This window comes from Glutamicibacter protophormiae, from assembly GCF_016894325.1.
Taxonomy (GTDB): domain Bacteria; phylum Actinomycetota; class Actinomycetes; order Actinomycetales; family Micrococcaceae; genus Glutamicibacter; species Glutamicibacter protophormiae.
The window spans coordinates 907,779-931,138 of the sequence record NZ_CP069806.1 but is presented as its reverse complement, the minus strand read 5'-3'; the positions used below and the strand labels follow the sequence as shown (position 1 = coordinate 931,138).

The following is a 23,360-nucleotide window of genomic DNA, read 5'->3' as shown; positions in this document are numbered from 1 at the left end:
GCACAAGGAGTTCCACCATGGACCAGCAGGCCCACGCCTCTGCCGCCGCGCAGCTGACCGTCACCCGCGGCAATCCCACGCCCGAAGAGCTGGCCGCGGTCACCGCACTGCTGATGGCGCTGGACTCCCGGGAGCAGGACACCGCGCGAACCGTGCAGGCGCCCAAGCGCGTGGCGCGGTTGCGCAAGCGCACTGCGCTGAGCACCCCGCGCCTGTCCTGGAACCTGGGCCGGCGCTAAGCACGCCGGCAATGAGCATGCCGGAGCACCCTGAGGGTGCTCCGGCATTCTTGTCTGCGCTGTTGCCGAACGACCGGCCTGCCGCCGGTCCGGCCCCTCAGCTCCCCGGTTGCGCCGAAGCCGCTGCAAATGCCCCCAGCATCCGGCACATGGCATCGCGCCGGACCTCGAAGGTCTGCGGCGCGTTGTAGATCAGCTCGACCTGCAGGCTGTCGACCACCCCGAGGAACGCCTCGGTCAGCAGGTTCGCCCGATCCTCCGCAAGGGACGGCTCCAGGCCTTCCATGAAGACCGACCGGAGCTCGGACTCGTAGCCGCGGTACTTTTCGATAATCTGCTCGCGCAGGGCCACCGGCGGCGCGTAGACCGTCCGCAGCAGGAACTGGAAATGCGGCGAACCGTCATAGCGTTCCTGGAGCCCGGAGAGGTAGCCGTCGCCCGGAACATCCGCAGGCCCGCCCTGTACAGCCAGGGAGGTGCGGGCCACCATCTTCTCCTCGTCCAGCGCGATTTCCAGCACCTGCAGGAACAACGCATCCTTCCCGGCGAAATGCGCATAGAGCGACGGCTTGCGCATGCCCGCGCCCTCGGCGATGGCCGCCAGGGACGAGGCGTCGTAGCCGAATCGGGCGAAATGCTTGACCGCGACGTCGCAGATCTTCTGGGCCGAGGGGGAAAGTGACATGGTGCGCTGGTTGCTCCGCTTGATCCGTGCTGGTGGTTCCTAGTGGCTTTCCAAATCGGTCAGCACCGGCGCCCGCTTGGCGCTGATACCCACAATAACAAGGGCCGCCGCCGCGCCCGCCATCAGGAATCCCAGCCAGGCCGGGACGCCGGTTGCGACAGCAATGCCGGACAGCGGTGTGGCCGCCGAGGAAATGGTCAGCTGCAGCGCCCCGAGCAGGGCGGCGGTTGAACCCAGCGAAACGTTCTGCGAGCCCATGGCCAGGGCCATCAGCGTGGACTCGGCGATGCCCAGGCCGAACAGGGAGACGAACATGCCCGCCACGATGCCGCCCAGCCCCAGCCCGGACGCATGCAGTCCGAAGGCCAGCACCGCTCCGCCCAGTACCAGCGCGGTGCCGATGAACGCGAGCTTGGCGGCGCCCATGCGGCCCACCAGCCGTCCGGTGAGAATGGCCCCGAGCATCACCGCCAGCCCGGTGCAGCCGAAGAGCAGCCCGAACTGTCCTGCGTCCAGGCCGAACTCGCCCTGGTAGACGAACGGCGCGCCGCCGATGTAGCCGAACAGGAAAAAGAAGACCAGGGACAGCCCGAGCGCCGGCAGCAGGAAGGCCGGGTCCTTGGCGATGCGCGCGTAGGTGCGCAGGATTTCACCGGGGCTGAGCCGTATCCGCGAGGACCTAGGCAGGGTTTCGGACATGGTGAAGGTGGTGTTCACCGTGGCGATGGCGGTCAGGCCGGCCAGCACCAAGAACACCATGCGCCAGCCGAAGTGCTGGTCGATGAACCCGCCGGCGGTCGGCGCCAGCACCGGCACCAGGCCCTCGATGGTCATCAGCAGGGCGAACAGCTGGGCCGCCCGCACGCCGTGGGCTGCGTCGCGCACCATGCTCAGCGCCACCACCAGGGTGAGCGCGGCGGCCAGCCCCTGCAGTGCGCGGGCTCCGAGCAGCACTTCGAGGCTCGGGCTGCCGGCGGCCCACAAGGAGGCGGCGAGGAAGGCCACCAATGCCACCAGCAGCGGCTTGCGCCGGCCGTACGCATCGGTGAGCGGGCCGAAGACCAGCTGCCCGACACCCATGGCGAGCAGGTAGACCGTCAAGGTCAGCTGGCCCATGGATTCGGTGCCCTTCAGGTCGGCCACGATGTCGGGCAGCGACGCCAGGTACATGTCGGTTCCTGCCGGCCCCAGGATGGTGACCAGTGCCAAAGAGATGGCGAACCAGGCGCCGACCTTGGCGGCGGTCTGGGTTGTGGGCATCTGCTGCTCCTCGAAAGATTAATGCACGGTGATTCTTCATTCCTACCTACCGATAGGTAGGTAATAGTTAACCACCATAACTCCGCGCGTCCCAATGCGCCATTCGGCCGCCGGCGAGCGCCGCCAGCAGCGGGCAGGGCTCACGCCAATTCATTTTCACTTCATCTCTTCAACATCTGTTTCAGATCAACTAGGCTTGCCGCATGAACAACGAGACATCACCTCGCGCTGCCACGGCCATCGACGCCGTGGCTGATGAGCACTTCGAGCACACCCTTCAGATCTATCCGGAGCTCGGAGCGGAACTCGGGCTGCCCGGATACGAAAGCCTGTATGGCGACTACTCCCCCGCCGGAACCCAGCGCTATGCCGAAGCCACCCGCGGCACGCTGGCCAAGCTCGGCGAGCTGCAGCCCGCAGACGACATCGACAAGGTCACCCTCGATGCCATGCAGGAACGGCTGGGTCTGGAGCTGGAGATCATCGCCACCGGGCGCACCGAGCTGAACAACATCGCCTGCCCGGCCCAGGAGATCCGCGCGATCTTCGACCTCATGCCGCAGGAATCGGCCGAGGACTTCGGGCATATCGCCCGACGCCTGGCCAACCTGCCGGCCGCCATGGACGGCTTCATCGAGTCCCTGCGCGAGTCCGCCGCCAAGGGCCTTGTCGCCGCGCGGCGCCAGGTGAAGATCGTCATGGAGCAGTCCACCGACTACGCCAAGGACGGCGGCTTCTTCGACGAGCTGGCGGCCGACGGCACGATGCTGGATGCCTCCCTGCAGGACTCCCTGGTCTCCGGCGCCGCGGCTTCCAAGACGGCCTACCGCAAGCTGGCGGCGGTCCTGGAAGCAGAACTGCTCCCCGTGGCCCCGGCCAAGGATGCAGTCGGGCGCGAACTGTACGCCCTCGCCTCGCGCAATTTCCTGGGCGCCGAGGTGGATCTTGAAGAGACCTACGCCTGGGGCGTCGAGGAACTGGGAAGGATCATCGCCGAGCAGGAACGCGTGGCGCAACAGATCCAGCCCGGCGCCTCCATCGCCGAGGCCAAGGAGATCTTGAACGCGGATCCGGCCCGCAAGCTGGCCGGCAAGGACGCGCTGCGCGAATGGATGCAGTCCAAGGCGGACGCCGCGATCCTGGATCTGGCCGGAACTCACTTCGACATCCCGGCGCCGATGGACCGCATCGAATGCATGATCGCCCCGACCGAAGACGGCGGTATCTACTACACCGGGCCGTCCGAGGACTTCGCCCGCCCCGGACGCATGTGGTGGTCCATCCCGCCGGGCGAGGACGAGTTCACCACCTGGTCCGAGCTCACCACGGTCTACCACGAGGGTGTGCCGGGCCACCACCTGCAGATCGGCACCGCCCAGCTGCAGGCGGACACGCTGAACAAGTGGCGCCGCAACCTGTGCTGGGTGTCCGGGCACGGCGAAGGCTGGGCCCTGTACTCCGAACGGCTGATGCAGCAGCTGGGCTACCTGGACGATCCGGGAGACTACATGGGAATGCTCGGCGCGCAGCGGATGCGCGCAGCCCGCGTGGTCTTCGACATCGGGGTGCACCTCGAACTGGAAGTCCCGGCGGCATGGGGCGAAGGAACCTGGACCCCTCAGAAGGGCTACGATTTCCTGCGCGCCAACTTCGACGATTCCCCCGGACAGCTGGACTTCGAGTTCACGCGCTATCTGGGATGGCCCGGGCAGGCGCCGAGCTACAAGGTGGGCCAGCGCCTCTGGGAGCAGATCCGCGATGAGCTGGCCGTCCGCGACGGCGAGGACTTCGATGTGAAGGCTTTCCACACCCGTGCGCTGAAGCTGGGTTCGGTCGGGTTGGACACGCTCAAGCGTGCCCTGCTCGATGGCTGAGATGCTCCCGGCCCGCGCCTGACATGACGGCAAGGATCCCCCGACCCGATGGACGGGGGATCCTTGTTGTCGTTTAAGCCGCCGGCGGCGCTAGCCGTCGTAGTTCGACAGCTGGATCAGGTTGCCGCAGGTGTCGTCGAAGACCGCGGTGGTCACCGGGCCCATCTGGGTAGGCGGCTGGGTGAAAACAACACCCAATGCCAGCAGCCGCTCGTATTCGGCATCGATGTTCTCCACGGCAAAGGAGGTGAACGGGATGCCGTCATTGACCAGCGCCTCGCGGAAGGGGCCTACCGCAGGGTGCCCCGCAGGCTCGAGCAGCAGTTCGGGACCGTCCAGCGCATCCGGCGCGGTCAGTGTCAGCCAGCTGTCCTCCCCCATCGGAATGTCGTGCTTGACTACGAAGCCCAGCACCGTGGTGTAGAATTCCCGCGCCTTGGTCTGGTCGTCGACGAAGACGCTGGTGATGTAGATCTTCATTGGTTCATCCTCTAGTCCTCGGTGGTGGATTGGGGCCACCGCTGGGCGATCGCCCGCAGCGGCCCGGTGTCCAAATGATGAAATTTATAGCGGCCCTCACGGCGGGAGACGACCAGCCCGGCTTCTTCCAGCACAGCGAGGTGCTGGGAGACCGCCTGCCGGCTCATGGCCAGCCCGTGGTTCATCGCCAACCGCCCGCAGATTTCAAACAGGGTCTGGCTATCGCGCTGCGCCAGCTCATCCATGATGATGCGCCGGGTACCGTCCGCCAGAGCCTTGAATAGATCTGCCATGCACCGAGAATAGGCAAGTAATCACTTGCCTGTCAACAGTTTCCGGGAGACTTCCCTCCGCGGAGCCGGCCCTCCGAAGCCGCGCCGCAGACAATGTCAACCAGCAGCGCCGTTCGGCGCGTAGCGAGCTGCGCGCGCACCGTCGAGCGCCGCCGTCATATTTCGCCATCCGGCCGGAAAATTCCCACATTTGCGGTGATTCACAGCTCTTTCAGGCCCACCGGTTTCGTCGCAGATCACAGTAAATCCCCATTCGTAATGTTGCGTAACAGAAACTGCGCACACGCGGAATTTAAGGCCTACGGTTTGTGACATGTCAAAAACCGCACCTTCTTCCCGACTACCACGTTGGATGACAAGCTTCGGGCCGCAGATCATCGCGGCCCTGATTGTCGGCCTGCTGCTCGGCCTGGCCGCCAAGTACACCGGCAGCACCGCCGAACAGCCCAACGGTCTGGGTGAAGCCCTGCAGATCATTGGCTCAAGCTATGTGGCCCTGCTGCGCACGGCGGTCATCCCGCTGATCTTCTTCGCAGTGGTCGCCTCGATCGCAAACCTCTCCAAGGTCACCAACGCAGCCCGCCTGGCCTGGCAGACCCTGCTGTGGTTCGGCATCACCGCGTTGATCTCCGTGACCATCGGCATGGCCCTGGGCCTGGTCTTCCAGCCGGGCGCCAATACCGGACAGGGAACCCCGGAAGAGTACACCGGCAAGACCGGCGATTGGCTCGGCTTCCTGACCGGCCTGGTCCCGTCGAACTTCCTGGGCCTGGGCGCCAGCACCCGCATGGACGACGGCGTCGCCAGCACCTCGGTCAGCTTCAATGTGCTGCAGATCCTGGTCATCGCCATCGCGGTGGGCGTAGCCGCGCTGAAGGTCGGCAAGGCCGCGGAACCGTTCCTGAACTTCTCCGCATCGATCTTGGCCATCATCCAGAAGGTGCTGTGGTGGATCATCCGCATCGCGCCGATCGGCACCGTGGGCCTGATCGGCAACGCGGTAGCCACCTATGGCTGGGACACCATCGGCGCGCTGGGCAAATTCACCCTGGCCATCTACGTAGGCCTGGCCCTGGTGCTCTTCGCGCTCTACCCGGTCCTGGTCCGCCTGCACGGCCTGTCCATCAAGCAGTACTTCTCCGGCGTCTGGCCGGCAGTCCAGCTGGGATTCGTCTCCCGTTCCTCGATCGGCACCCTGCCGCTGACCCAGCGCGTCACCGAGCGGAACCTCGGCGTTCCCTCGGGCTACGCTTCCTTCGCGGTGCCGCTGGGCGCCACGACCAAGATGGACGGCTGCGCCGCGATCTACCCGGCGATCTCCGCGATCTTCGTGGCCCAGTTCTTCCAGATCGACCTGACGCTGACCGACTACCTGCTGATCGCTCTGGTTTCGGTCCTGGGTTCGGCGGCAACCGCCGGCACCACCGGGGCCATCGTGATGCTGACCCTGACGTTGTCCACCCTGGGACTGCCATTGGCCGGCGTAGGCCTGCTGTTGGCAGTGGACCCGATCGTGGACATGGGCCGCACCGCGGTCAACGTCGCCGGCCAGGCGCTGGTCCCGACCATCGTCGCCAAGCGCGAAGGCATCCTGGATCTGGACCTCTACAACGCGCCGCGCAACGGGAATCCGTTCGCCGAGGACAACCTGTCCGAGGAACTGGAGCCAGCCAAGGCCTAGCTCCCGAATATTCGCCGTCGTTTGACCACCAAACCCTTCGGGGTTTGGTGGTCACTTCGGTTAAGCCCCCCCCAAAGCTCTTGCCGGGAAATGGCAAAGCGATGTCAAGGCAATAAAAGTATCCAAATTGTTACAGGTCACACACGAAATCGACTATAAGATTCAGCTTGTGACGACCATCGAACAGAGCGAAGATCCGGTAGCTCCCGCGCATTCCCAGGCAAGCTTCCGAACCCGGCTGCAGAATTTTGGACGGCCCCCACGTGTCATGGGATTGGACCTGGCTCGCGGCTTGGCAATTCTGGGAATGGTCGTCGCACACCTTGATATGCCCGAAGAAGTCGACTTATTCGCACCGGGCACCTGGGGCGCGTTGGCCAACGGCCGGTCTTCTCTCCTTTTCGCCCTGCTGGCAGGCATCTCCATCAGCCTCATGACAGGAGGCAGGTCGCGCCCCTCGGCTGCTGAGCTCCCCCAGATCAGGCTTGCCATGTTGGGCCGAGGCGCCTTCATCTTTGCCATTGGCCTGGTCCTAGAATTGCTGAACATTCCCATCGCGGTGATCTTGACGATCTACGGAGTGCTTTACGTAGCGGCAATACCCTTTCTACGTTGGAGCGCAGGCAAACTATTGGTGTTGTCGGTTATTTGCGCTGTGCTGGGCCCCGCCACACTAGCAGTGCTGAAGACCGTCCTCTTGGAACCCTCCGCCCCCGGAGTCATGCTGACATTCTTCGGCATCTACTCGGCCGCCGCCTGGCTGGCGCTGATCTTTGCGGGGATGGCCATTGGACAATTCCGACTTGCCTCAGCAGCCACGGCCGGCAAGCTCCTGGCCGCGGGAATGGTGCTGGCATTCATCGGCTATGGTGCAGCCCTCATCCCCGCGCCGGGATCCGTCACGCCATTCTTGGAAGAAAGCTTTGACGGTGAGGACCTGATCGGTGATTCCAGCATGCCAATGCCCGAGTATGTGCCGGCAGAGAAACTCGATCTGGGCGGGATGTACTGTGAAGGCGAGCCCGGTTCCTACGTGAGCTGCGTGCCGCCGGAGGAGGTCCCCGAGCGGCAAAGCGTGGATGAGCCGGGGCTTTCTTCAGGCCAATGGCCCGATAGCTCCTCCTACGATGCTTCGTATTTCTCCGGCATGGGCTGGACAGGGCTTGCGCAGACAATCAGCCCCGAAGAAATCGGGGCCTCCGCATGGCTGGCATTTTTCAGCGCAGAACCGCACTCCGGCGCCACTGCGGAAATTATCGGCTCGGGCGGGTTCGCCCTCATCGTTCTCGGCCTGTGTCTTCTGGTTGCTGCGCCGCTGCGCTGGATAGCTCTGCCCGTGGCCGCCATGGGCTCGATGCCGCTGACCGCCTACTGCGCCCATCTGGTCAGCTATTTTATTGCTGCCGGGCCCGGAGGCATGCTCATGTCGGATACGGCCTTGCCCCTCACCGTGATGGCGCTGTTGATCGGAAGCACCCTCTGGGCCATTTTTCTGGGACGCGGTCCGCTGGAGCGGCTGGCCGGCTTGTCAGCGCGTGCAATGGCTGGAGCCTCCAATCCAGTTCAGACCGGCAACCGCACCACGGAATAGCCGAAACCATCAGTGCCGCACTGCGCGGTGCACTCATTTTTGTTTTGCACAGAGTGCAACTTTGCACGTAGTGTAAGTATGTGACTTCCCTCAGCGTCGGCAATCGCCGCGAAAAAAACAAGCAAGCCACCCTGCAGGCGATCGTCGCCGCCGCATCGGGGCTTCTGCACGAAGGGCATGGCGCCGGCATCACCGCCACCCAGATCGCGGAGGCCGCCGGAATTTCCCGGCGCACGCTGTTCAATTATTTCCCCACGGTTGACGCCATCATGTCGTACCCGCTGCATGCGGTGCTGGAAACCATGGTCGAGTCAATCAACGAGCTGACCGATACCCTGCCGTTGATCGAGGCCATCGTGCTGGCGCTGAAATCCGACGAGGTCGCCAAGCTGCTGGGCCAGGTCGCCCTGTTCGGCGCCTACCTCAAAGCGGATTCCCCTACCGGCTGCTATCCGACCAATATGGACGAATGGCAGATCGCCACCACCGATGTCATCGAGCGGGTGGCCCGCCGCTATCCGCAGGCGGACAGCTTCTCCATCCGAGTCTTCACCCACGCGATCCTGGGTGCGGGTCAGGCAGCCTTCGACGAATGGATCGAACGGCTTCCCAATCCCAACGGATCGCCCATGGAACTGTCGGATCAGCAGATTGCCGAGTTCCACCACCTGATCACCCAGGCGATGAAGACCCTCGATGAGGGGTTCGCCGCCCTGCCCACCACCGCCGCGCTACCACTCCAGGAAGACTAATCCCATGGCTTCAATGCTTTACCGCCTCGCACGGTGGGCTCATCGGCACCACTACCGCGTCATCGCGATGTGGCTGGCCGCATTCATCTTCATCGGCGTCTCCGCCAGCCTCTTCATGGGGCAGCTGTCCAATACCTTCACCATCCCGGGCACCGAAACCCAGCGCACGCTGGACCGGATGAAGGACGAGCTTCCGGATCTTGCCGGCGGCTCCGGTTCCATCGTGTTCCGTGAAAGCTCGGGCAAACCGCTGAACGAAGCGCAGAAGCAGTCGATTGCCGACTCCTTGGAACAGCTGGGCCTGCACCCGCAGGTCGTGGATGCCACGAGCCCGTTCAAGCTGCAGAAGCAGCTCGATGACGCGCAGCCGGAACTGGACAAGGCGCAGCAGAAGCTGGTCGACGGCCAGAAGAAGCTGGATGACGGCAAGCAGCAGATCGCCGATGGCAAGCAGCAGCTGGAAGATGCCAAGCAGGGCATCACCGATGGCTGGGCCGAGTACAACAAGGGCCAGGAGCAGATCGCTGCGGGGCAGCCTCAGATTGATGCCGCAGCGGCGCAGCTTGCCAACGGACGCGCCGAATTGCAGCAGGCCGAAGCGCAGCTGACCAGCGGCCAGGCCCAGCTGGATGCCGGGCAGAAGAAGTACGACGCCGGTCTCAAGGAATACAACGCCGGCCGCGCGCAGTACGACAAGGGTCTGGAGCAGTTCCAGGCAGGCGAAAAGAAACTCGACGCGGCGCAGGCCAAGATCGACTCCGGTGAGAAGGACTACGCCGCAGGGATGGAAGCCATCCTGCAGGGCCAGCCTCGCGACAAGGTCGAAGCGCAGCTTGCGGCCGGCAAGACACAGGCCACCGCCGGGCTGAAGCAGGCCGAACAAGGCCTGGCGGCTGCAGAAGCCGGGATCAAGCAGGCAGACGCTGCCATAGCAGGGCTAAGCACCCAGATCGCCCAGACTCAGAAGCTGCTGGACCAGGCGAAGGCAGAGAACAATGAAGCCGATATCGCCAAGTACACCGGCATGTTGGAGCAGCTCACCGCCGGACGGGAGGAAGCGGAAGTCAAGAAGGCAGAAGCCGTTGCCGGACGCGACCAAGCCAAGGAAGGCATCGCCCAAGCCCAAGGGTCCCTTGACCAGGTCAATGCCGCTCAGGGCGGGCTGGCCAAGCTGGACGCCGCCCGCAAGCAGCTGGACTCCGGCGCCGCCGAGCTGAAAACCGGCCAGGCCGAATTGGACAAGAACCGCGGCAAGCTGGTGTCCGCCAAGACCGAACTGACCGGTGCGAAGTCCCAGCTGGACGCCGCCAAGTCGGAGCTTGCCACCAACCGCGCCAAGCTGAATAGCGGATGGGCCGAGCTGCGTGCCGGCCAATCGAAGCTGAACGCCGGCCAGGCCGAATTCGACCAGAAAAAGGCGGAGTTCGAGGCAGGCAAGGCGGAATTGGCCGCAGCTAAAACCAAGCTTGAAGACGGCGAAGCGACCATCAAGGAAAAAACCGCCGAGCTGGAGCAGGCGGAAAAGGACATTGCCACCGCTGGGAAGGACCTGGAATCGGGGCGGGCCGAACTCGAGTTCGCTTCCCGCCAGGTCAACTCCAGCAACGGCATGCGCTTCGTTTCCGAAGACGGCAGCACCGCCGTCGCGCAGGTGACCTTCAAGGTTCAGACCGATGCGCTGACCGCCTCCGAGCGCGACATGATCACCGCCATCGCCGCCGGTCCGCAGGCCAATGGCGTCGAGGTGCTGTTCTCCAAGGAGATCATCCAGGATATCTCCTCGATCTTCGGAGCAGCAGAAATCATCGGCGTGGTGATTGCGGCAATCGTGCTGCTGGTCATGCTCGGCACCCTGGTCGCCGCGGGGCTTCCGCTGCTGCTGGCCATCCTCGGCGTCGGCGCCGGCGTCGGCACCACTCTGGCGTTCTCCTCGCTGATCGACATGGCCTCGATTACCCCCGCGCTGGCTCTGATGCTGGGTCTTGCGGTGGGTATCGACTACGCACTGTTCATCATCCACCGGCACCGGTCCCAGCTGCTGGGCGGCATGGAGGTGGGCGAATCCATCGCCCGCGCTGTGGGCACCAGCGGCAACGCCGTGGTCTTCGCCGGCCTGACCGTGATCATTGCGCTGGCCGCGCTGACCGTTCCGGGCCTGCCGTTCCTGAGCGTGCTGGGCCTCTCGGCGGCGTTCACCGTGCTCTGCTCGGTGCTGCTGAACATCACCCTGCTGCCCGCGCTGCTGTCGCTGGCCGGAAACCGCCTGGTCTCCAAGCGGGCCCGCGCCAAGGCCGCCGCCGAGGCGGAGAACCCAACCATCAAGGAACCGTTCTCCTCACGCTGGGTGCGCGTGGTGACCAAGGTGGCCATCCCGGCCGTCCTGCTGGTGGTCGTGGTACTCGGCGCCATCGCCCTGCCCTCCGCCCAGATGCGCACGGCATTGCCTGACGGCAGCGCCGAGCCGGCCGACTCGCAGGCATTCCAGGCCTTCGAGCAGACCAGCGACAAGTTCGGCGCCGGCTACAACGGACCGCTGCTGGTCCTTGCGGATCTCCCGGAAGGACTGTCGCAGCGCGACGCGGACACCATGTCCCTGGACGTCGCGGACATGCTGCGCGACTACGACGGCGTGGTGGCGGCCATTCCGGTCACCATGACCGAGGACCGTACGCTGTCGGCAATCCAGGTCATCCCGACCGACGGCCCCTCCTCAGAAGCCACCGAGGCCTTGGTGCACCAGCTGCGCGCTGACTATCCGAAGTTCCATGACGCCACCGGCGCCACGATCTCGCTGACCGGCCAAGTGGCCGCCCAGATCGACGTGTCGGAGAAGGTCACCGAGGCGCTGGTTCCGTACCTCTCGATCGTGGTGGGGCTGTCGCTGATCCTGCTGCTGCTGGTCTTCCGTTCAGTGGTCGTGCCGGTGCTGGCCACCGGCGGGTTCCTGCTGTCCCTGGCGGCGGCCTTCGGCGCCAGCGTCATGGTCTACCAGTTCGGCTGGATGGGCAGCGTCTTCGACGTGAACGTGCCCGGCCCGCTGCTCAGCTTCCTGCCGATCCTGCTGACCGGCATCCTGTTCGGTCTGGCCATGGACTACCAGGTCTTCCTGGTCTCGGCGATGCGCGAGCGCTTTGCCCATGGCGAGCCAGCCCGCGACGCGGTCCGCTCCGGCTTCTCCATGGCAGCGCCGGTGGTCACGGCCGCCGCGCTGATCATGATCTCGGTATTCGCCGGCTTCGTGTTCTCGCATCTGACCATGATCCGTCCGCTGGGCTTCGCCCTGGCGGTGGGTGTGCTCTTCGATGCCTTCGTGGTGCGCATGACGCTGATCCCGGCGCTCATGCACCTGCTGGGCGACAAGGCGTGGTACCTTCCGAAGTGGCTTGACAAGATCCTTCCGGATGTCGATGTGGAAGGCTCCAAGCTGAACGCCATGCTTGAGGCGGAAGACAACGAGAACCCGCATGGCGGCTCCTCCAGCGCCAAGGAGGATGTCACCGTATGAGTGAAGTTGTAGAAGCTCCGGCGCGCTTGCTACTCGCCTCCGCCTCGTGGGGCCGCAAGAAGGTGCTCACCGATGCGGGCCTGGCGTTCACTACCCGGGTTTCGGCAGTCGACGAGGATGCCGTGCTCCAGGCCTCCGTTGCTGAGCTGGGTCCGCGCACTCCGGCGCAGACGGCATTGCTGCTGGCCAGGGCCAAGGCGGAGGACGTCGCCGCAGATGACCACGAGGCAGGCACCTTGGTGCTCGGCTGCGATTCGGTCTTCGAACTGGACGGCGTGGCCTACGGCAAACCGCACACCCCCGAGGTGGCGCGCGAGCGCTGGCAGCAGCTGAGCGGTTCGACCGGCGTTTTGCACTCTGGCCACTGGCTCGTCGACACTGCCGCCCCGGGCATGGCCCAGGGCCAGATCTCTTCCACCGTGGTGCATTTTTCCAAGGTCAGCGAAGCGGAGATCGAGGCCTACGTAGCCAGCGGGGAGCCACTGCCCTGCGCCGGGGCCTTCACCATTGACGGCCTGGCGGCGTCCTTCATCGAGTCCATCGAAGGAAATTTCCAGAATGTCGTGGGGCTGGATGTTTCCACGCTTCGCACCCTGCTGGGCAACGCCGGGGTTCAAATCATTGACCTCTGGAAGTAGCAACCAGCGAGTTGGTTAAGCAGCGGTGCCTGCCACGAATTCTTCGTGGCAGGCACCGCTGCTTAACTCATTAATGAGCCTTTGACATAGATGTTTTGGTGGATTTGCTGCCATTCCTCGGACTCATAATGACGGATCTCGGCGTCGCTGCGCAGCAATGCCGTCTTCCATTCGGGAGTTGAAATCTCGACAATAAAATCCGCCTCGCCCAGCCCGCCGCGTCCACCCATCGCGCCTTCACCGGGACTTTCATGGCTGAACGTGAACAAGCAGGCCATTTTTTGGTCCTCGCTGGTGGCGGCGTAGTAGTCCAGGCCATTGTGGGTGGCCAACAGCCGGGAGGATTCAAGGGGCATTCCGTTGTCGGAAGGAACCGCCGGGTCGCCGGGCCATCGGTCCCCGGCCTTCGCCGGCTTGTCAATCGCCAGGATGCCGGAACCGCTTGCGCAGCCGGAAGAGCAATGCGACACCCATGCCCAGCGGCAGCGCCGGGCCGAGAAAACGTATTCTCACCAGGCACACTCCTCAAGCCATCTTGGCCAGAGCCTATCGGAGAAGATGAATGAACAGTTCGGTTGAACGACAACGATTCAGAGTCATTGCTTCGCTGGCGTCGAGTAGATGGACCACTCGCCGAATATTCTCCGACTTCAGGCTTCCGGCTGACGTTGGCTGGCTGCGGCCGGTGTGAGTAGTCCCGCTATCTGCGCGCGGCGGCCAGTGCCGTCATTGCGCCGACCCGCCGCCTCGACTAGATAGCATTGCTGTAGGAATCCTATTCCCTTCAGAAAGTACCCAAACCTTGAACGTCCAACGACGATTCACCTTGCCGGCGGTAGCCACCGCTGCGGCTCTGGTGCTGACCAGCTGCGGCAGCGACTCCGGTTTCGAATCCGCTTCCACCTCCGACACCGGTTTTGAATCCACGTCCACCGCGCCCGAAGACACGGTGTACTGCGTGGATGAAGACAATGTCATTGTCGACGAGACCCAGTGCGACGACGCCCAGCAGACCTCCGCGCAGCACCACGGTCCCGGAATCGGCACGGCGCTGATGTTCTTCATGATCGGCCGTTACGCCGGCGGCCTGCGTCCGGGAACCAAGCTCGATCCGGCGCAGTCCACCCAGCGCTTCCGTTCCGACGACGCGGCCGCCCGCAGCAAGGCAGGACTGTCCGGCACGGTGCGCAACGGCTACTCGGCATCTACCGGAAAGCCTGCCGGTTTCGGCTCGACTTCCAAAAAGAACAGCGGCACCGGCCACTCGGGCGGCTTCGGCGGCGGGACTTCGGGAGGCTAAGCACGATGCAGCGCAAAATGACTACCGCCCGCCCGGACTACCTGGCCAAGGTCAATGCCGCAGGATTGGTCTACACCCATGAGGATCGGGTGAGCACCTCTCCCGAGCTCTACCGCTATTGGCGCGACGACGCCTACTACGAGCTGTCGCCCAAGGAAATCGAGGTGCTGCACCGCGCCTCCGCTTCGGTTTTCGCGATGCTGGAGGAGGCCGGGGACTATCTGCTCTCCCCCGCAGGAGCTGCCGACCTGGCACGCTTCGGAATTCCCGCCCGAGCCATGCGCGCGATCGCCGAAAGCTGGAACGAAGAGCCTGCCTGCGGTTCGGTATACGGACGTTTCGACTTCCGCTTCGGCGGGCTGAACCATCCGGAAGCGGACCAGCGCATCCCGAAGCTCTACGAATTCAACGCCGACACCCCGACCTCGCTGGTCGAGTCCCTCGTGCAGTGGGAATGGTTTGAGGACAACCGCAGCCTGGGGGCCACCCAGTGGACCAACATGTACGAGGACCTCGTGGTCGCCTGGCAGCGCAATCTGGCGCTGATTACGCGCAAGATCGGCGCCATGCCCACGGTCTACTTCGCCTGCAGCGCAGAAGACGCCTCCCACGAGGATGAAATGAATACGCTGGTGCTGCGCGACACCTGCGCCGCGGCCGGCTACCGCACCGAAACCATCTACATCGAAAACCTGTGGGTCGACGGCGACGGACGCTACCGCGCAGGGGAAGACGGGCCGCTGATCCAGGTCATCTTCAAGCTCTACCCATGGGAGCACATGGTCCACAGCGAGCACGCCGACGACCTGTTCAACGACATGCTTGATTCCGGATTCAACGGGGCCTCATATCAGGGCGGCACCATCTGGATCGAACCGCCCTACAAGATGCTGTGGAGCACCAAGGCCATCCTGCCGGTGTTGTGGAAGCTCTTCGGCAACGACCCGGACCGCTCGCAGTATCTGCTGCCTGCGTGGTTCGAGGGCCAGCAGCCGGCCTATCTGGAACGCCTGGGCTATGTGCGCAAACCGCTGCTCAGCCGCGAAGGCGCGGACATCACCCTGCACCGCCCCAACGGGGAACTCATCATGGGCGAAGTCCAGGGCTACGGCGAGGAAGGCTTCATTCTCCAGGAGCTCGCCCTGCCGCCAGTCTTCCACCGCGAAGACGAGGGCAAGGACGTCAGCACAGTGTTGGGCGTGTGGATGATCGACGGCGAGCCCTCGGGACTCGCGATCCGCGAAAGCCACGGGCCCATCACCGACAACTTCGCGAATTTCATTCCGCACGTCGTCTCGCGCTAGGAGTTTCGTTGCGCGGGTGCGGGCTTCATCCGCGCAACGTAAAAAGTCTCGACCGCAGTTCATGGACGTGCAACGATGATTGCAACATGATTGGCCGCAGCTGCAGGCGACGGCAGGAACAGGTGCTGCAGAGCTGGTAGAGCACCTCTCCCTCAGAGGTCCAATGCCGGGATTCAACTTCCCAGCTGTGCTTGTCGCTGTGGTTCAGGGTTTCAGGCTCTTCGGCCCTGGCTATGTAGGTCATGAGATCAGCATGGTGTAATGACCTTATGCAACTCAACCCTTACGGCGAATACGCCGTCCTGCTCGCGTCTTCCCTAGCCAACGCTTGGCCCTTGGACCGTGACGGCATTGAAGAGCGTACCCGTGAGGTAGGCATGACCATACCCTTCCCCAGCTTGCCCGACGACCACGCCAAAGTACGCTTGGTGATTGATGATTGGCTTGAGGTGGTCGACGCCCCCTCGGACCGGGAACGGGCGCAACTGCTCAATCTCCAGCTGGCCTCGGCAGCAACCCATCCGCGCCTGGTCGACCATGACAACGAGGGCTGGCATCTGCACTACCGCGACGACGGCCAAAGCATGCCACAAGTTCTCCGCTCGGTCATCTGCACCGGTACCGCGTTGCACCTGACCACCCGCGGTATGCACCGGCTGCACCGCTGTGAAGCCTCCCCGTGCGCCAACGTCGTGGTGGACGTGACGCGTAATGGGCGCCAGCGATACTGCTGTGTCCGCTGCGCGAATCGTGCGGCCGTGCGGCGCCACCGGGCACGTGCCTGAGCCCGCCTCGGAGGGAACAAGCAGGGACCTGTTGCCGGCGCTTATGGGCTAGTGCCAGCGGAATTCATCTCGTCGAACCGTTTGCGACTTCCGGACCCTCGACCCGTGCGCCACGGATGCGCCGGAGCCGGCCGCAACAGGCTTTCATCATCGGGAGGCCCATTTTGTAGGAATCCTCCAAAGTTTCTGGCCAAACACCCCGGTTTGAGCGGTTAACTACATATAGTTCCCACAAAAACGATAGGCTCCTAGGTGAGAAACCCCCAATTTTTGAAGACAAGGTTCATGATGAATCCATTGACGAAGGTACTGATCGCCAACCGCGGCGAAATTGCAGTGCGCATTATCCGTGCCGCCCGCGATGAAGGAATCGAATCGGTTGCCGTCTATGCAGACTCCGACCGCGATGCCCTGCACGTGCGCCTGGCCGACGAGGCCTACGCGCTGGGCGGCACCACCGCAGCCGAATCGTACCTTCGCATTGAGAAGATCCTGGACGCCGCAGAACGCTCCGGTGCAGACGCCATCCACCCGGGCTACGGCTTCCTCTCGGAGAATGCCGAGTTCGCCCAGGCCGTCATCGACGCCGGTCTAACGTGGATCGGCCCATCCCCAGAAGCCATCGACAAGTTGGGCGACAAGGTCAAGGCCCGCCATATCGCGGAGAAGGTCGGTGCCCCGCTGGTGCCCGGCACCAAGGACCCTGTCGAATCCGCCGAGGAAGTCTACGCGTTCGCCGACGAATACGGTTTGCCGCTGGCCATCAAGGCCGCCTACGGCGGCGGCGGACGCGGCATCAAGGTAGTGCGCAACCGCGAGGAAATCGGCGAGCTGTACGACTCCGCCGTCCGCGAAGCCGTTGCAGCCTTCGGCCGCGGCGAATGCTTCATCGAGCGCTTCCTGGACGCCCCGCGCCATGTGGAGACCCAGTGCCTGGCCGACGTGCACGGCAACGTCGTGGTGGTGTCCACCCGCGACTGCTCGCTGCAGCGCCGCAACCAGAAGCTCGTGGAAGAGGCTCCGGCCCCGTACCTGAGCGAAGATCAGGTCACCCGGTTGTACGAATCCTCCAAGGCCATCCTGCGCGAGGCCAACTACTCCGGCGCCGGAACCTGCGAGTTCCTCGTGGGCCAGGACGGTGTCATCTCCTTCCTCGAGGTCAACACCCGCCTGCAGGTTGAGCACCCGGTCTCCGAAGAGGTCGCCGGCATGGACCTGGTGCGCGAGCAGTTCCGCATCGCCCGCGGCGAAGAGCTGGGCTATGGCGACCCCGAGCTGCGCGGCCACTCCTTCGAGTTCCGCATCAACGGCGAAGACGCCGGCCGCGGCTTCATGCCGACCCCGGGCACCATCACCAAGATGAACCTGCCATCCGGTCCGGGCGTCCGCGTCGACTCGGGCATCGAGCAGGGCGAGAGCGTCTCGGGCAACTTCGACTCGATGATCTCCAAGCTGATCGTCACCGGGCCGACCCGTGAGATCGCCGCCGCCCGTGCCCGCCGCGCGCTGGAGGAATTCCAGATCGAGGGCATGGCCACCGTGCTGCCGTTCCACCGCGCCGTGATGAGCGACCAGGCATTCGTTCCGGCCGAGGGACCGTTCCGGGTGCACACCCGCTGGATCGAGACCGAATTCGACACCTTCATCGCTCCGCACCCGTTCCCTGCCGAACAGGCCGAGGAGCAGGATGCCGAGCGCACCTCCGTCACCGTCGAGGTGGGCGGCAAGCGCCTGGAGGTGACCCTTCCGGCGTCGCTGGGCTCGGTGTCCTCCAACGGCGCGGAGAAGAGCACCGCAGCCAAGAAGAAGCGCAAGCCGGGCCGCAAGGCCGCCGGCGCCGCCGGGGCCAACAGCGCCGAGCTGCGCTCCCCGATGCAGGGCACCATCGTGAAGGTTGCCGTGGAGAACGGCGCCGAGGTCTCCGAGGGCGACCTGATTGTGGTGCTGGAAGCCATGAAGATGGAACAGCCGATCACCGCGCACCGCGACGGCATCATTGCAGGCTTGGAAGTCACCCCGGGCGAGACGCTGTCCTCGGGCGCCGTGATCGCTTCGATCAACGACGAGAAGTAGGCGTTCGACGCAACGTCGGGGCTTGGTTCGCGCAGCACGCGAACCAAGCCCTCCGGCATTCGATTCCCTCCAACGCGGTGTTCCGGTCGAATACTGCCCGGGCAGTCACGTATTCCCTGTTGGCCAGAACTCTCATATCCGGTGACGGCCTAATAGGTCATTGCCCAAGGCGGTCACGGCAGCCAGATATTTGGTCCTGTCGAAAATCAACGGCCGCACTGCCAGAAGCGCATCATCTTCTTCGGGCAAGCCCTGCTCTGTTTCCCCTTCTTCAGGTTCGCTGTCAAAGCAGAAATTGCTCCATATGACATGCTCCCCCGAAGTTTGTATGTTGACGCTGACACCCCCGCAGCCTTCATCAAAACATACCGGGCAAAAATATATCCAGACCCGATGCGGGTAGAACTCTCCTGGAGCGTCGCCGCTAAATCGCTGTAATTGCGCCTCAAGAGCGTGCCGACTCAAACTCCGTCGCAGCAGGGGAATGAAGGGGAATCGCTCTCCCTGAGCCTCCGACAAAATGTCCCGGAGGAAACGCCCATCGACTCGGACATCGAATCCTCCTGTGTCATCCGGGTATAGAGCGAATTCGTTCATTTCCCCCAACTCTCGCTTGCCCCGGCCCTGCAATCCGTTGTGCCGTGAATGCGCTGGTTGTTCAAGCTTCCGCCTGACTCTTGCACTACTGCTTGGCCAGCCAATCACTGTAGGTTTCGATCCCGAGCCTTGCCTCCGGCCCGGGCAGGATCCCTCCTTCGCGCATGGCCTTGCCCATTGCTCCGGGCAACGGCACCTCGACAATCCTCGGAGACTGGTTCTGCTTGGCCAGGTATTGGGCGAAGAGCTGGGGCATCCATTCTTCCCTGGGGCCAGCCAGCTCCTGCACGATTCCCGCTGCCGGTTGCACCGCCAACTCGACCAAGGCCTGAGCCACCTCGCTGCCGGCAATCGGCTGCAGACGCATCTTGGGAGCCACCTGCACCGGTCCTGCAGAGAGCCGATTGATGTTTTGCCCGACAAATTCATGGAACTGCGTGGTGCGCAGCAGCGTATAGCCGCCGGGCAGGACACGCAGCATCCGTTCCTGAGCCGCCTTGCCCGCATAGTATCCGGCATCGATCTGCGCCGCGCCGACAATGGACAAGGCCACGTGGTTTTGCACTCCGGACTCACGTCCGGCGATCAAGAGGTTGGCCGTGGACTGCGTGAAATAGCGCATGGACGCCGAAGCGCTGGTCGTCGACGACCCGGATACGTCAATCACCACTTCGCAACCAACCAGCCAACGGCGCACTGAATGCTCATTGGTGAGGTCGCACCCTGCCGAACGAGACAGCACGATGGGTTCATGTCCTGCGGCGCCGACTTTCTCGACAACCTGCTTCCCGATAACTCCGGTCCCTCCGGCCACTGCGATTTTCATGCTGGCTCCTCACACCTTGATATTAAGCTCGTGAGTGCCATGCTTCCATGCGTGGAAGCCCTTTGTAAGAGATGCAGCGCTGAAGATTCGACACCTCTGACGAATCCCAGCCATCTAGCTGGACGCGCCGAAAGCCGGTCGTCTGCATTCCTCTAGCGACAGTCACCTCTCCGCCAACAATCTTTCCCACCTCATGATGATGCACGGCAAATGCGCGTCTCGGACACACCGCTCAACGAGAAAAGCCCGTACCAACCTCGAAAGGTTGATACGGGCTATTCGTGCGTCATCTGCGCATCACGCCGGAGTAAGTTACTCGACGAACTCTTCCATGTCCACATCCGAGGTATCGCGGGTCATGAACAGTGCGACCAGGGTCAGGACTGCACCGATGGCCAGGTAGATGCCCACGCCCACGGTGTTGCCGCCACCGGCATTCCACAGTGCGATGGCCACAAACGAGGCCGGGGCAGCACCGATCACGGAGGACATGTTGTAGGCGATGGCCGAGCCGGTGTAGCGCACGTTCGACGGGAACAGCTCAGGCAGGTATGCGGCCATCGGGCCGAAGGTGAGGCCCATCAGGGTGAAGCCGACGATCAGGCCCACCATGGCGGCGGCCTGGCCCGGACCGAAGAACAGCGTCCAGCCGGCGCCGAAGATCAGGATCGCCACGGTGACCCAAATCAGGAACTTGCGACGGCCGAACTTCTCAGCCAGCGGGCCGGAGGCCACGGTGAAGATACCGAAGAACACCACGCCGATGATCAGCATCGTCAAGAAGACCGGGCGGTCGATGCCCAGGCCCGGGACGAACCCGGCGGCGTCGAAGACCTTGCCCTTGGCCTCGGCCGCGGCGCGGGCCGCTTCCTCGGTGGCAGGAGCGGTGCCGTAGGTCAGGGTGAAGGAAGTCATCAGGTAGAACAGCACGTAGGTGGCCACCATGATGAAGGTACCGGCAACAACCGGGCGCCAGTGGTGCTTCATGGTTGCCTTGAATGGCGATTTGAGGACCTTGTCCTGCGAAATCACCTTCTGGAAGGACAGCGATTCAACCAGCTTCAGGCGGACCCACAGTCCGATGACGACCATGACAGCCGAGAAGAAGAACGGAATGCGCCAGCCCCAGGCCATGAACTGCTCGGGAGTCAGCGAGGTCTGCAGGAGCACGAACAGCAAGTTGGCGATGATGAAGCCGACCGGGGCTCCCAGCTGCGGGAAGGTTCCGTAGATCGCGCGCTTGTTCTTCGGGGCGTTCTCGGTGGCCAACAATGCGGCACCCGACCATTCGCCGCCCAATGCCAGGCCCTGGGCGAAGCGCAACAACACCAGCGCCGTCGGCGCCAGCACGGTCCACATGCCCTGCGCCGGAGGCAGGAAACCGATCAGGAATGTCGAAATGCCCATCAGCAGCAGCGAAGCAACCAGCGTGCCCTTGCGGCCGAGCTTGTCGCCGTAGTGGCCGAAGACTACCGAACCCAGCGGGCGGGCAATGAAAGCCACGCCGAAGATGGCGAACGAGGAGAGGATCGCGTTGATCGTCGTTGCGTTCGGGAAGAACAGGGCCGGGAAAACCAGCACAGATGCAGTGGCATACGCATAAAAGTCGAAGAACTCCACCGTGGTGCCGATCATGCTGGCAAACAGCACCCGGCCACGGGTATTCTCCTTTGGCGCTACCGCGGTATTAGCCTTCGACATGGAGGCTTCTCCTTAGTGATGAGCGATAATCGAATGTAACAATCCTAAGCCCGCGTGCTCAGCATACGGATATTGGCGTCCACTATTTGGACATTTGATTCGAATACGTCAATCACTCACCGGTGATTCAAGCTCCGACCTGCACAAATTCATAGACCCTTGAATACGGGATGACTAGTACCATCTCTTCAAACTCCACTATCAGAGCAATCGCGTTCTGTGAAGATCCAGAGAACAAATCTGCTTTAGTCGATGTCACAAATGGGAAAGGCCGCCACCCTTTCCGAAGTTCGGAAAGAGCGGCGGCCCAGCGGCTATTGCGACTAGCTGTGCCGGTGCAGGCGGCGCGCTGCCTCGGCCAACGAACCGGACAGCGACGGGTAGACCGTGAAGGTCTCCGCCACGTCATCCACATGCAACGAATTCTGCACGGCCAAGGCCAGCGAGAAGATCAGTTCGCTGGCGCGCGGCGCCACGACAACGCCGCCGATCACGGTTCCCGAACCCTTGCGGGAGACGATCTTCACGAAACCCTGGTCCACATTCATCATCTTGGCGCGGGCGTTGGTGTTCAGGTCGACCTTGATGATATTGGCCTGGTACTTGCCTTCAGCCACGGCCCGCTGGGTCACACCGACAGTTGCGATCTCAGGGGAGGTGAAGATGTTCGAGGCCACCAGGTCCAGGTTCAGCGGCTTTACCGAATCGCCCAGCAGGTGGGCGACGGCAATACGCCCCTGCATTGCGGAGACGGAGGCCAGCGCGAATACGCCGGTGCAGTCGCCGGCGGCGTAGATGTTGGTCGCGGTGGTGCGGGAGACGCCGTCAACCTGGATGTGCCCGGACTTGGTCAGCTGCACGCCGGCCTCTTCCAAGCCCAAGCCCTCGGTGTTCGGAATGGAACCCACGGCAACCAGGCAGTGGCTGCCTTCCAGCACGCGGCCGTCGGCCAGGGTCACGAAGACCTTGTCCCCCTTGCGCTCCACGCCTTCGGCGCGGGCCTGCGCCACGACATTCACGCCGTTGGACTTGAAGACATCCTCCAGCACGCCGGCCGCATCGGCATCCTCGCCAGGAAGCACGCGGTCGCGCGAGGAGACCAAGGTCACCTTGGCGCCCAGCAAGTTGTAGGCGGAAGCGAACTCGGCACCGGTCACACCGGAGCCGATCACGATCAGGTGCTCAGGCACCTCGTTCATGTTGTAGATCTGGGTCCAGTTGAAGATGCGCTCCCCATCCGGCTTGGCAGTGGGAAGTTCGCGCGGATGCGCACCAACCGCCAACAGGATTGCGTCGGCCTCAACGGTCTGCTCGGACCCGTCGGGGCGCGATACATGGACGGTGCGGTTGTCCACCAAGCGGCCTTCGCCAATGATGATGCGCACGCCGGCACGTTCCAAGGTGGTGCGGATATCGCCGGACTGCTCCTTGGCAAGGTCCAGCAAACGGTGGTTGACCACCGAAAAGTCGGTTACTGCCGAATCCAGTCCATCCACGTGGACACCGAAGGTCTCGGCGTGCTTCACGCGGCGCACCGCATCCGCGGTGGCGATCAAGGTCTTCGACGGCACAACGTCGGTCAGCACGGCTGAACCACCCATGCCCGCACGTTCCACCACGGTGACGTTGGCTCCCAGCTGGGCCGCGCCCATGGCTGCCTCATATCCGCCCGGGCCGCCGCCGAGAATTACCAATCGGGTTGCTTCGTTCCTACGTTCTGCGCTCACGGATACCATTGTTCACCATGGGCGGATATTGCGCACATCGTCGCCGCAG

General features: G+C 63.6%; 20 protein-coding genes. 11 read left to right on the top strand and 9 right to left on the bottom strand.

Annotated features, from left to right (window positions below):
- Positions 1-17: 17 nt before the first annotated feature.
- The gene (locus JQN66_RS04430; protein ID WP_204676794.1) at positions 18-239 is read left to right on the top strand and encodes an acyl-CoA carboxylase subunit epsilon; all 222 of its coding nucleotides are present in this window, start codon (positions 18-20) and stop codon (positions 237-239) included.
- A 97-nt stretch (positions 240-336) separates the two neighbouring features.
- Here JQN66_RS04430 and JQN66_RS04425 read toward each other — a convergent pair whose 3' ends face one another.
- Positions 337-924: a TetR/AcrR family transcriptional regulator gene (locus tag JQN66_RS04425; RefSeq protein ID WP_204676793.1), complete on the bottom strand. Its 588-nt coding sequence runs from the start codon at positions 922-924 to the stop codon at positions 337-339.
- A gap of 39 nt (positions 925-963) precedes the next feature.
- Positions 964-2,184, bottom strand: coding sequence for a multidrug effflux MFS transporter (locus JQN66_RS04420; protein ID WP_204676792.1), 1,221 nt, complete (start codon positions 2,182-2,184; stop codon positions 964-966).
- 203 nt (positions 2,185-2,387) lie between these two features.
- On the opposite strand from JQN66_RS04420, the gene JQN66_RS04415 reads away from it, so the two are divergent.
- Positions 2,388-4,058: a DUF885 domain-containing protein gene (locus JQN66_RS04415; protein ID WP_204676791.1), complete on the top strand. Its 1,671-nt coding sequence runs from the start codon at positions 2,388-2,390 to the stop codon at positions 4,056-4,058.
- A 90-nt stretch (positions 4,059-4,148) separates the two neighbouring features.
- On the opposite strand, the gene JQN66_RS04410 is transcribed toward JQN66_RS04415, so the two are convergent.
- Both JQN66_RS04410 and JQN66_RS04405 read right to left on the bottom strand, forming a co-directional pair.
- Complete coding sequence (locus JQN66_RS04410) at positions 4,149-4,538, bottom strand: VOC family protein (RefSeq protein WP_204676790.1); 390 nt, start codon at positions 4,536-4,538, stop codon at positions 4,149-4,151.
- Between the two features lie 11 nt (positions 4,539-4,549).
- On the bottom strand, positions 4,550-4,831 hold the full coding sequence (locus JQN66_RS04405) for an ArsR/SmtB family transcription factor (protein ID WP_188947541.1): 282 nt from the start codon (positions 4,829-4,831) through the stop codon (positions 4,550-4,552).
- A gap of 313 nt (positions 4,832-5,144) precedes the next feature.
- On the opposite strand from JQN66_RS04405, the gene JQN66_RS04400 reads away from it, so the two are divergent.
- From JQN66_RS04400 to JQN66_RS04380, 5 genes are all read left to right on the top strand, one after another.
- A complete protein-coding gene (locus JQN66_RS04400) occupies positions 5,145-6,512 on the top strand; it encodes a dicarboxylate/amino acid:cation symporter (protein WP_204676789.1) in 1,368 nt (455 codons plus the stop codon).
- A 127-nt stretch (positions 6,513-6,639) separates the two neighbouring features.
- Positions 6,640-8,103 (top strand): heparan-alpha-glucosaminide N-acetyltransferase domain-containing protein, encoded by a 1,464-nt coding sequence (locus JQN66_RS04395; RefSeq protein ID WP_204676788.1) that lies wholly within the window; start codon positions 6,640-6,642, stop codon positions 8,101-8,103.
- A gap of 80 nt (positions 8,104-8,183) precedes the next feature.
- Complete coding sequence (locus tag JQN66_RS04390; protein ID WP_204676787.1) at positions 8,184-8,855, top strand: TetR/AcrR family transcriptional regulator; 672 nt, start codon at positions 8,184-8,186, stop codon at positions 8,853-8,855.
- 4 nt (positions 8,856-8,859) lie between these two features.
- Positions 8,860-12,360, top strand: a complete 3,501-nt coding sequence (locus JQN66_RS04385; RefSeq protein WP_204676786.1) for an MMPL family transporter — start codon at positions 8,860-8,862, stop codon at positions 12,358-12,360.
- Positions 12,357-12,998, top strand: coding sequence for a Maf family protein (locus JQN66_RS04380; protein WP_204676785.1), 642 nt, complete (start codon positions 12,357-12,359; stop codon positions 12,996-12,998). Before JQN66_RS04385 ends, JQN66_RS04380 begins: the two co-directional genes overlap by 4 nt.
- A gap of 62 nt (positions 12,999-13,060) precedes the next feature.
- Here JQN66_RS04380 and JQN66_RS04375 read toward each other — a convergent pair whose 3' ends face one another.
- Complete coding sequence (locus tag JQN66_RS04375; protein ID WP_204676784.1) at positions 13,061-13,330, bottom strand: hypothetical protein; 270 nt, start codon at positions 13,328-13,330, stop codon at positions 13,061-13,063.
- 470 nt (positions 13,331-13,800) lie between these two features.
- On the opposite strand from JQN66_RS04375, the gene JQN66_RS04370 reads away from it, so the two are divergent.
- From JQN66_RS04370 to JQN66_RS04355, 4 genes are all read left to right on the top strand, one after another.
- Positions 13,801-14,298 carry a hypothetical protein gene (locus tag JQN66_RS04370; RefSeq protein ID WP_204676783.1) on the top strand — a complete coding sequence of 166 codons (498 nt, stop codon included), beginning with the start codon at positions 13,801-13,803 and terminating at the stop codon, positions 14,296-14,298.
- A 17-nt stretch (positions 14,299-14,315) separates the two neighbouring features.
- The gene (locus JQN66_RS04365) at positions 14,316-15,602 is read left to right on the top strand and encodes a glutathionylspermidine synthase family protein (protein ID WP_204676782.1); all 1,287 of its coding nucleotides are present in this window, start codon (positions 14,316-14,318) and stop codon (positions 15,600-15,602) included.
- Positions 15,603-15,979: 377 nt separating this feature from the next.
- Positions 15,980-16,387 carry a CGNR zinc finger domain-containing protein gene (locus JQN66_RS04360; RefSeq protein ID WP_338029215.1) on the top strand — a complete coding sequence of 136 codons (408 nt, stop codon included), beginning with the start codon at positions 15,980-15,982 and terminating at the stop codon, positions 16,385-16,387.
- Between the two features lie 288 nt (positions 16,388-16,675).
- Positions 16,676-18,460, top strand: coding sequence for an acetyl/propionyl/methylcrotonyl-CoA carboxylase subunit alpha (locus JQN66_RS04355; protein WP_204677476.1), 1,785 nt, complete (start codon positions 16,676-16,678; stop codon positions 18,458-18,460).
- Between the two features lie 132 nt (positions 18,461-18,592).
- Here JQN66_RS04355 and JQN66_RS04350 read toward each other — a convergent pair whose 3' ends face one another.
- From JQN66_RS04350 to JQN66_RS04335, 4 genes are all read right to left on the bottom strand, one after another.
- Positions 18,593-19,057 carry a hypothetical protein gene (locus JQN66_RS04350; protein ID WP_204676780.1) on the bottom strand — a complete coding sequence of 155 codons (465 nt, stop codon included), beginning with the start codon at positions 19,055-19,057 and terminating at the stop codon, positions 18,593-18,595.
- Between the two features lie 85 nt (positions 19,058-19,142).
- Positions 19,143-19,883: an SDR family oxidoreductase gene (locus JQN66_RS04345; RefSeq protein WP_204676779.1), complete on the bottom strand. Its 741-nt coding sequence runs from the start codon at positions 19,881-19,883 to the stop codon at positions 19,143-19,145.
- A 312-nt stretch (positions 19,884-20,195) separates the two neighbouring features.
- Positions 20,196-21,584, bottom strand: a complete 1,389-nt coding sequence (locus JQN66_RS04340) for an MFS transporter (protein ID WP_204676778.1) — start codon at positions 21,582-21,584, stop codon at positions 20,196-20,198.
- A gap of 323 nt (positions 21,585-21,907) precedes the next feature.
- Positions 21,908-23,320 carry an NAD(P)H-quinone dehydrogenase gene (locus tag JQN66_RS04335; RefSeq protein ID WP_188947526.1) on the bottom strand — a complete coding sequence of 471 codons (1,413 nt, stop codon included), beginning with the start codon at positions 23,318-23,320 and terminating at the stop codon, positions 21,908-21,910.
- Positions 23,321-23,360 lie beyond the last annotated feature (40 nt).

Coding starts and splice junctions, on each gene's coding strand:
- JQN66_RS04430 (WP_204676794.1), top strand. CDS start 18: ATGGACCAGCAGGCCCACGCCTCTGCCGCCGCGCAGCTGACCGTCACC.
- JQN66_RS04425 (WP_204676793.1), bottom strand. CDS start 924: ATGTCACTTTCCCCCTCGGCCCAGAAGATCTGCGACGTCGCGGTCAAG.
- JQN66_RS04420 (WP_204676792.1), bottom strand. CDS start 2,184: ATGCCCACAACCCAGACCGCCGCCAAGGTCGGCGCCTGGTTCGCCATC.
- JQN66_RS04415 (WP_204676791.1), top strand. CDS start 2,388: ATGAACAACGAGACATCACCTCGCGCTGCCACGGCCATCGACGCCGTG.
- JQN66_RS04410 (WP_204676790.1), bottom strand. CDS start 4,538: ATGAAGATCTACATCACCAGCGTCTTCGTCGACGACCAGACCAAGGCG.
- JQN66_RS04405 (WP_188947541.1), bottom strand. CDS start 4,831: ATGGCAGATCTATTCAAGGCTCTGGCGGACGGTACCCGGCGCATCATC.
- JQN66_RS04400 (WP_204676789.1), top strand. CDS start 5,145: ATGTCAAAAACCGCACCTTCTTCCCGACTACCACGTTGGATGACAAGC.
- JQN66_RS04385 (WP_204676786.1), top strand. CDS start 8,860: ATGGCTTCAATGCTTTACCGCCTCGCACGGTGGGCTCATCGGCACCAC.
- JQN66_RS04380 (WP_204676785.1), top strand. CDS start 12,357: ATGAGTGAAGTTGTAGAAGCTCCGGCGCGCTTGCTACTCGCCTCCGCC.
- JQN66_RS04365 (WP_204676782.1), top strand. CDS start 14,316: ATGACTACCGCCCGCCCGGACTACCTGGCCAAGGTCAATGCCGCAGGA.
- JQN66_RS04360 (WP_338029215.1), top strand. CDS start 15,980: ATGACCATACCCTTCCCCAGCTTGCCCGACGACCACGCCAAAGTACGC.
- JQN66_RS04355 (WP_204677476.1), top strand. CDS start 16,676: ATGAATCCATTGACGAAGGTACTGATCGCCAACCGCGGCGAAATTGCA.
- JQN66_RS04350 (WP_204676780.1), bottom strand. CDS start 19,057: ATGAACGAATTCGCTCTATACCCGGATGACACAGGAGGATTCGATGTC.
- JQN66_RS04345 (WP_204676779.1), bottom strand. CDS start 19,883: ATGAAAATCGCAGTGGCCGGAGGGACCGGAGTTATCGGGAAGCAGGTT.
- JQN66_RS04340 (WP_204676778.1), bottom strand. CDS start 21,584: ATGTCGAAGGCTAATACCGCGGTAGCGCCAAAGGAGAATACCCGTGGC.
- JQN66_RS04335 (WP_188947526.1), bottom strand. CDS start 23,320: ATGGTATCCGTGAGCGCAGAACGTAGGAACGAAGCAACCCGATTGGTA.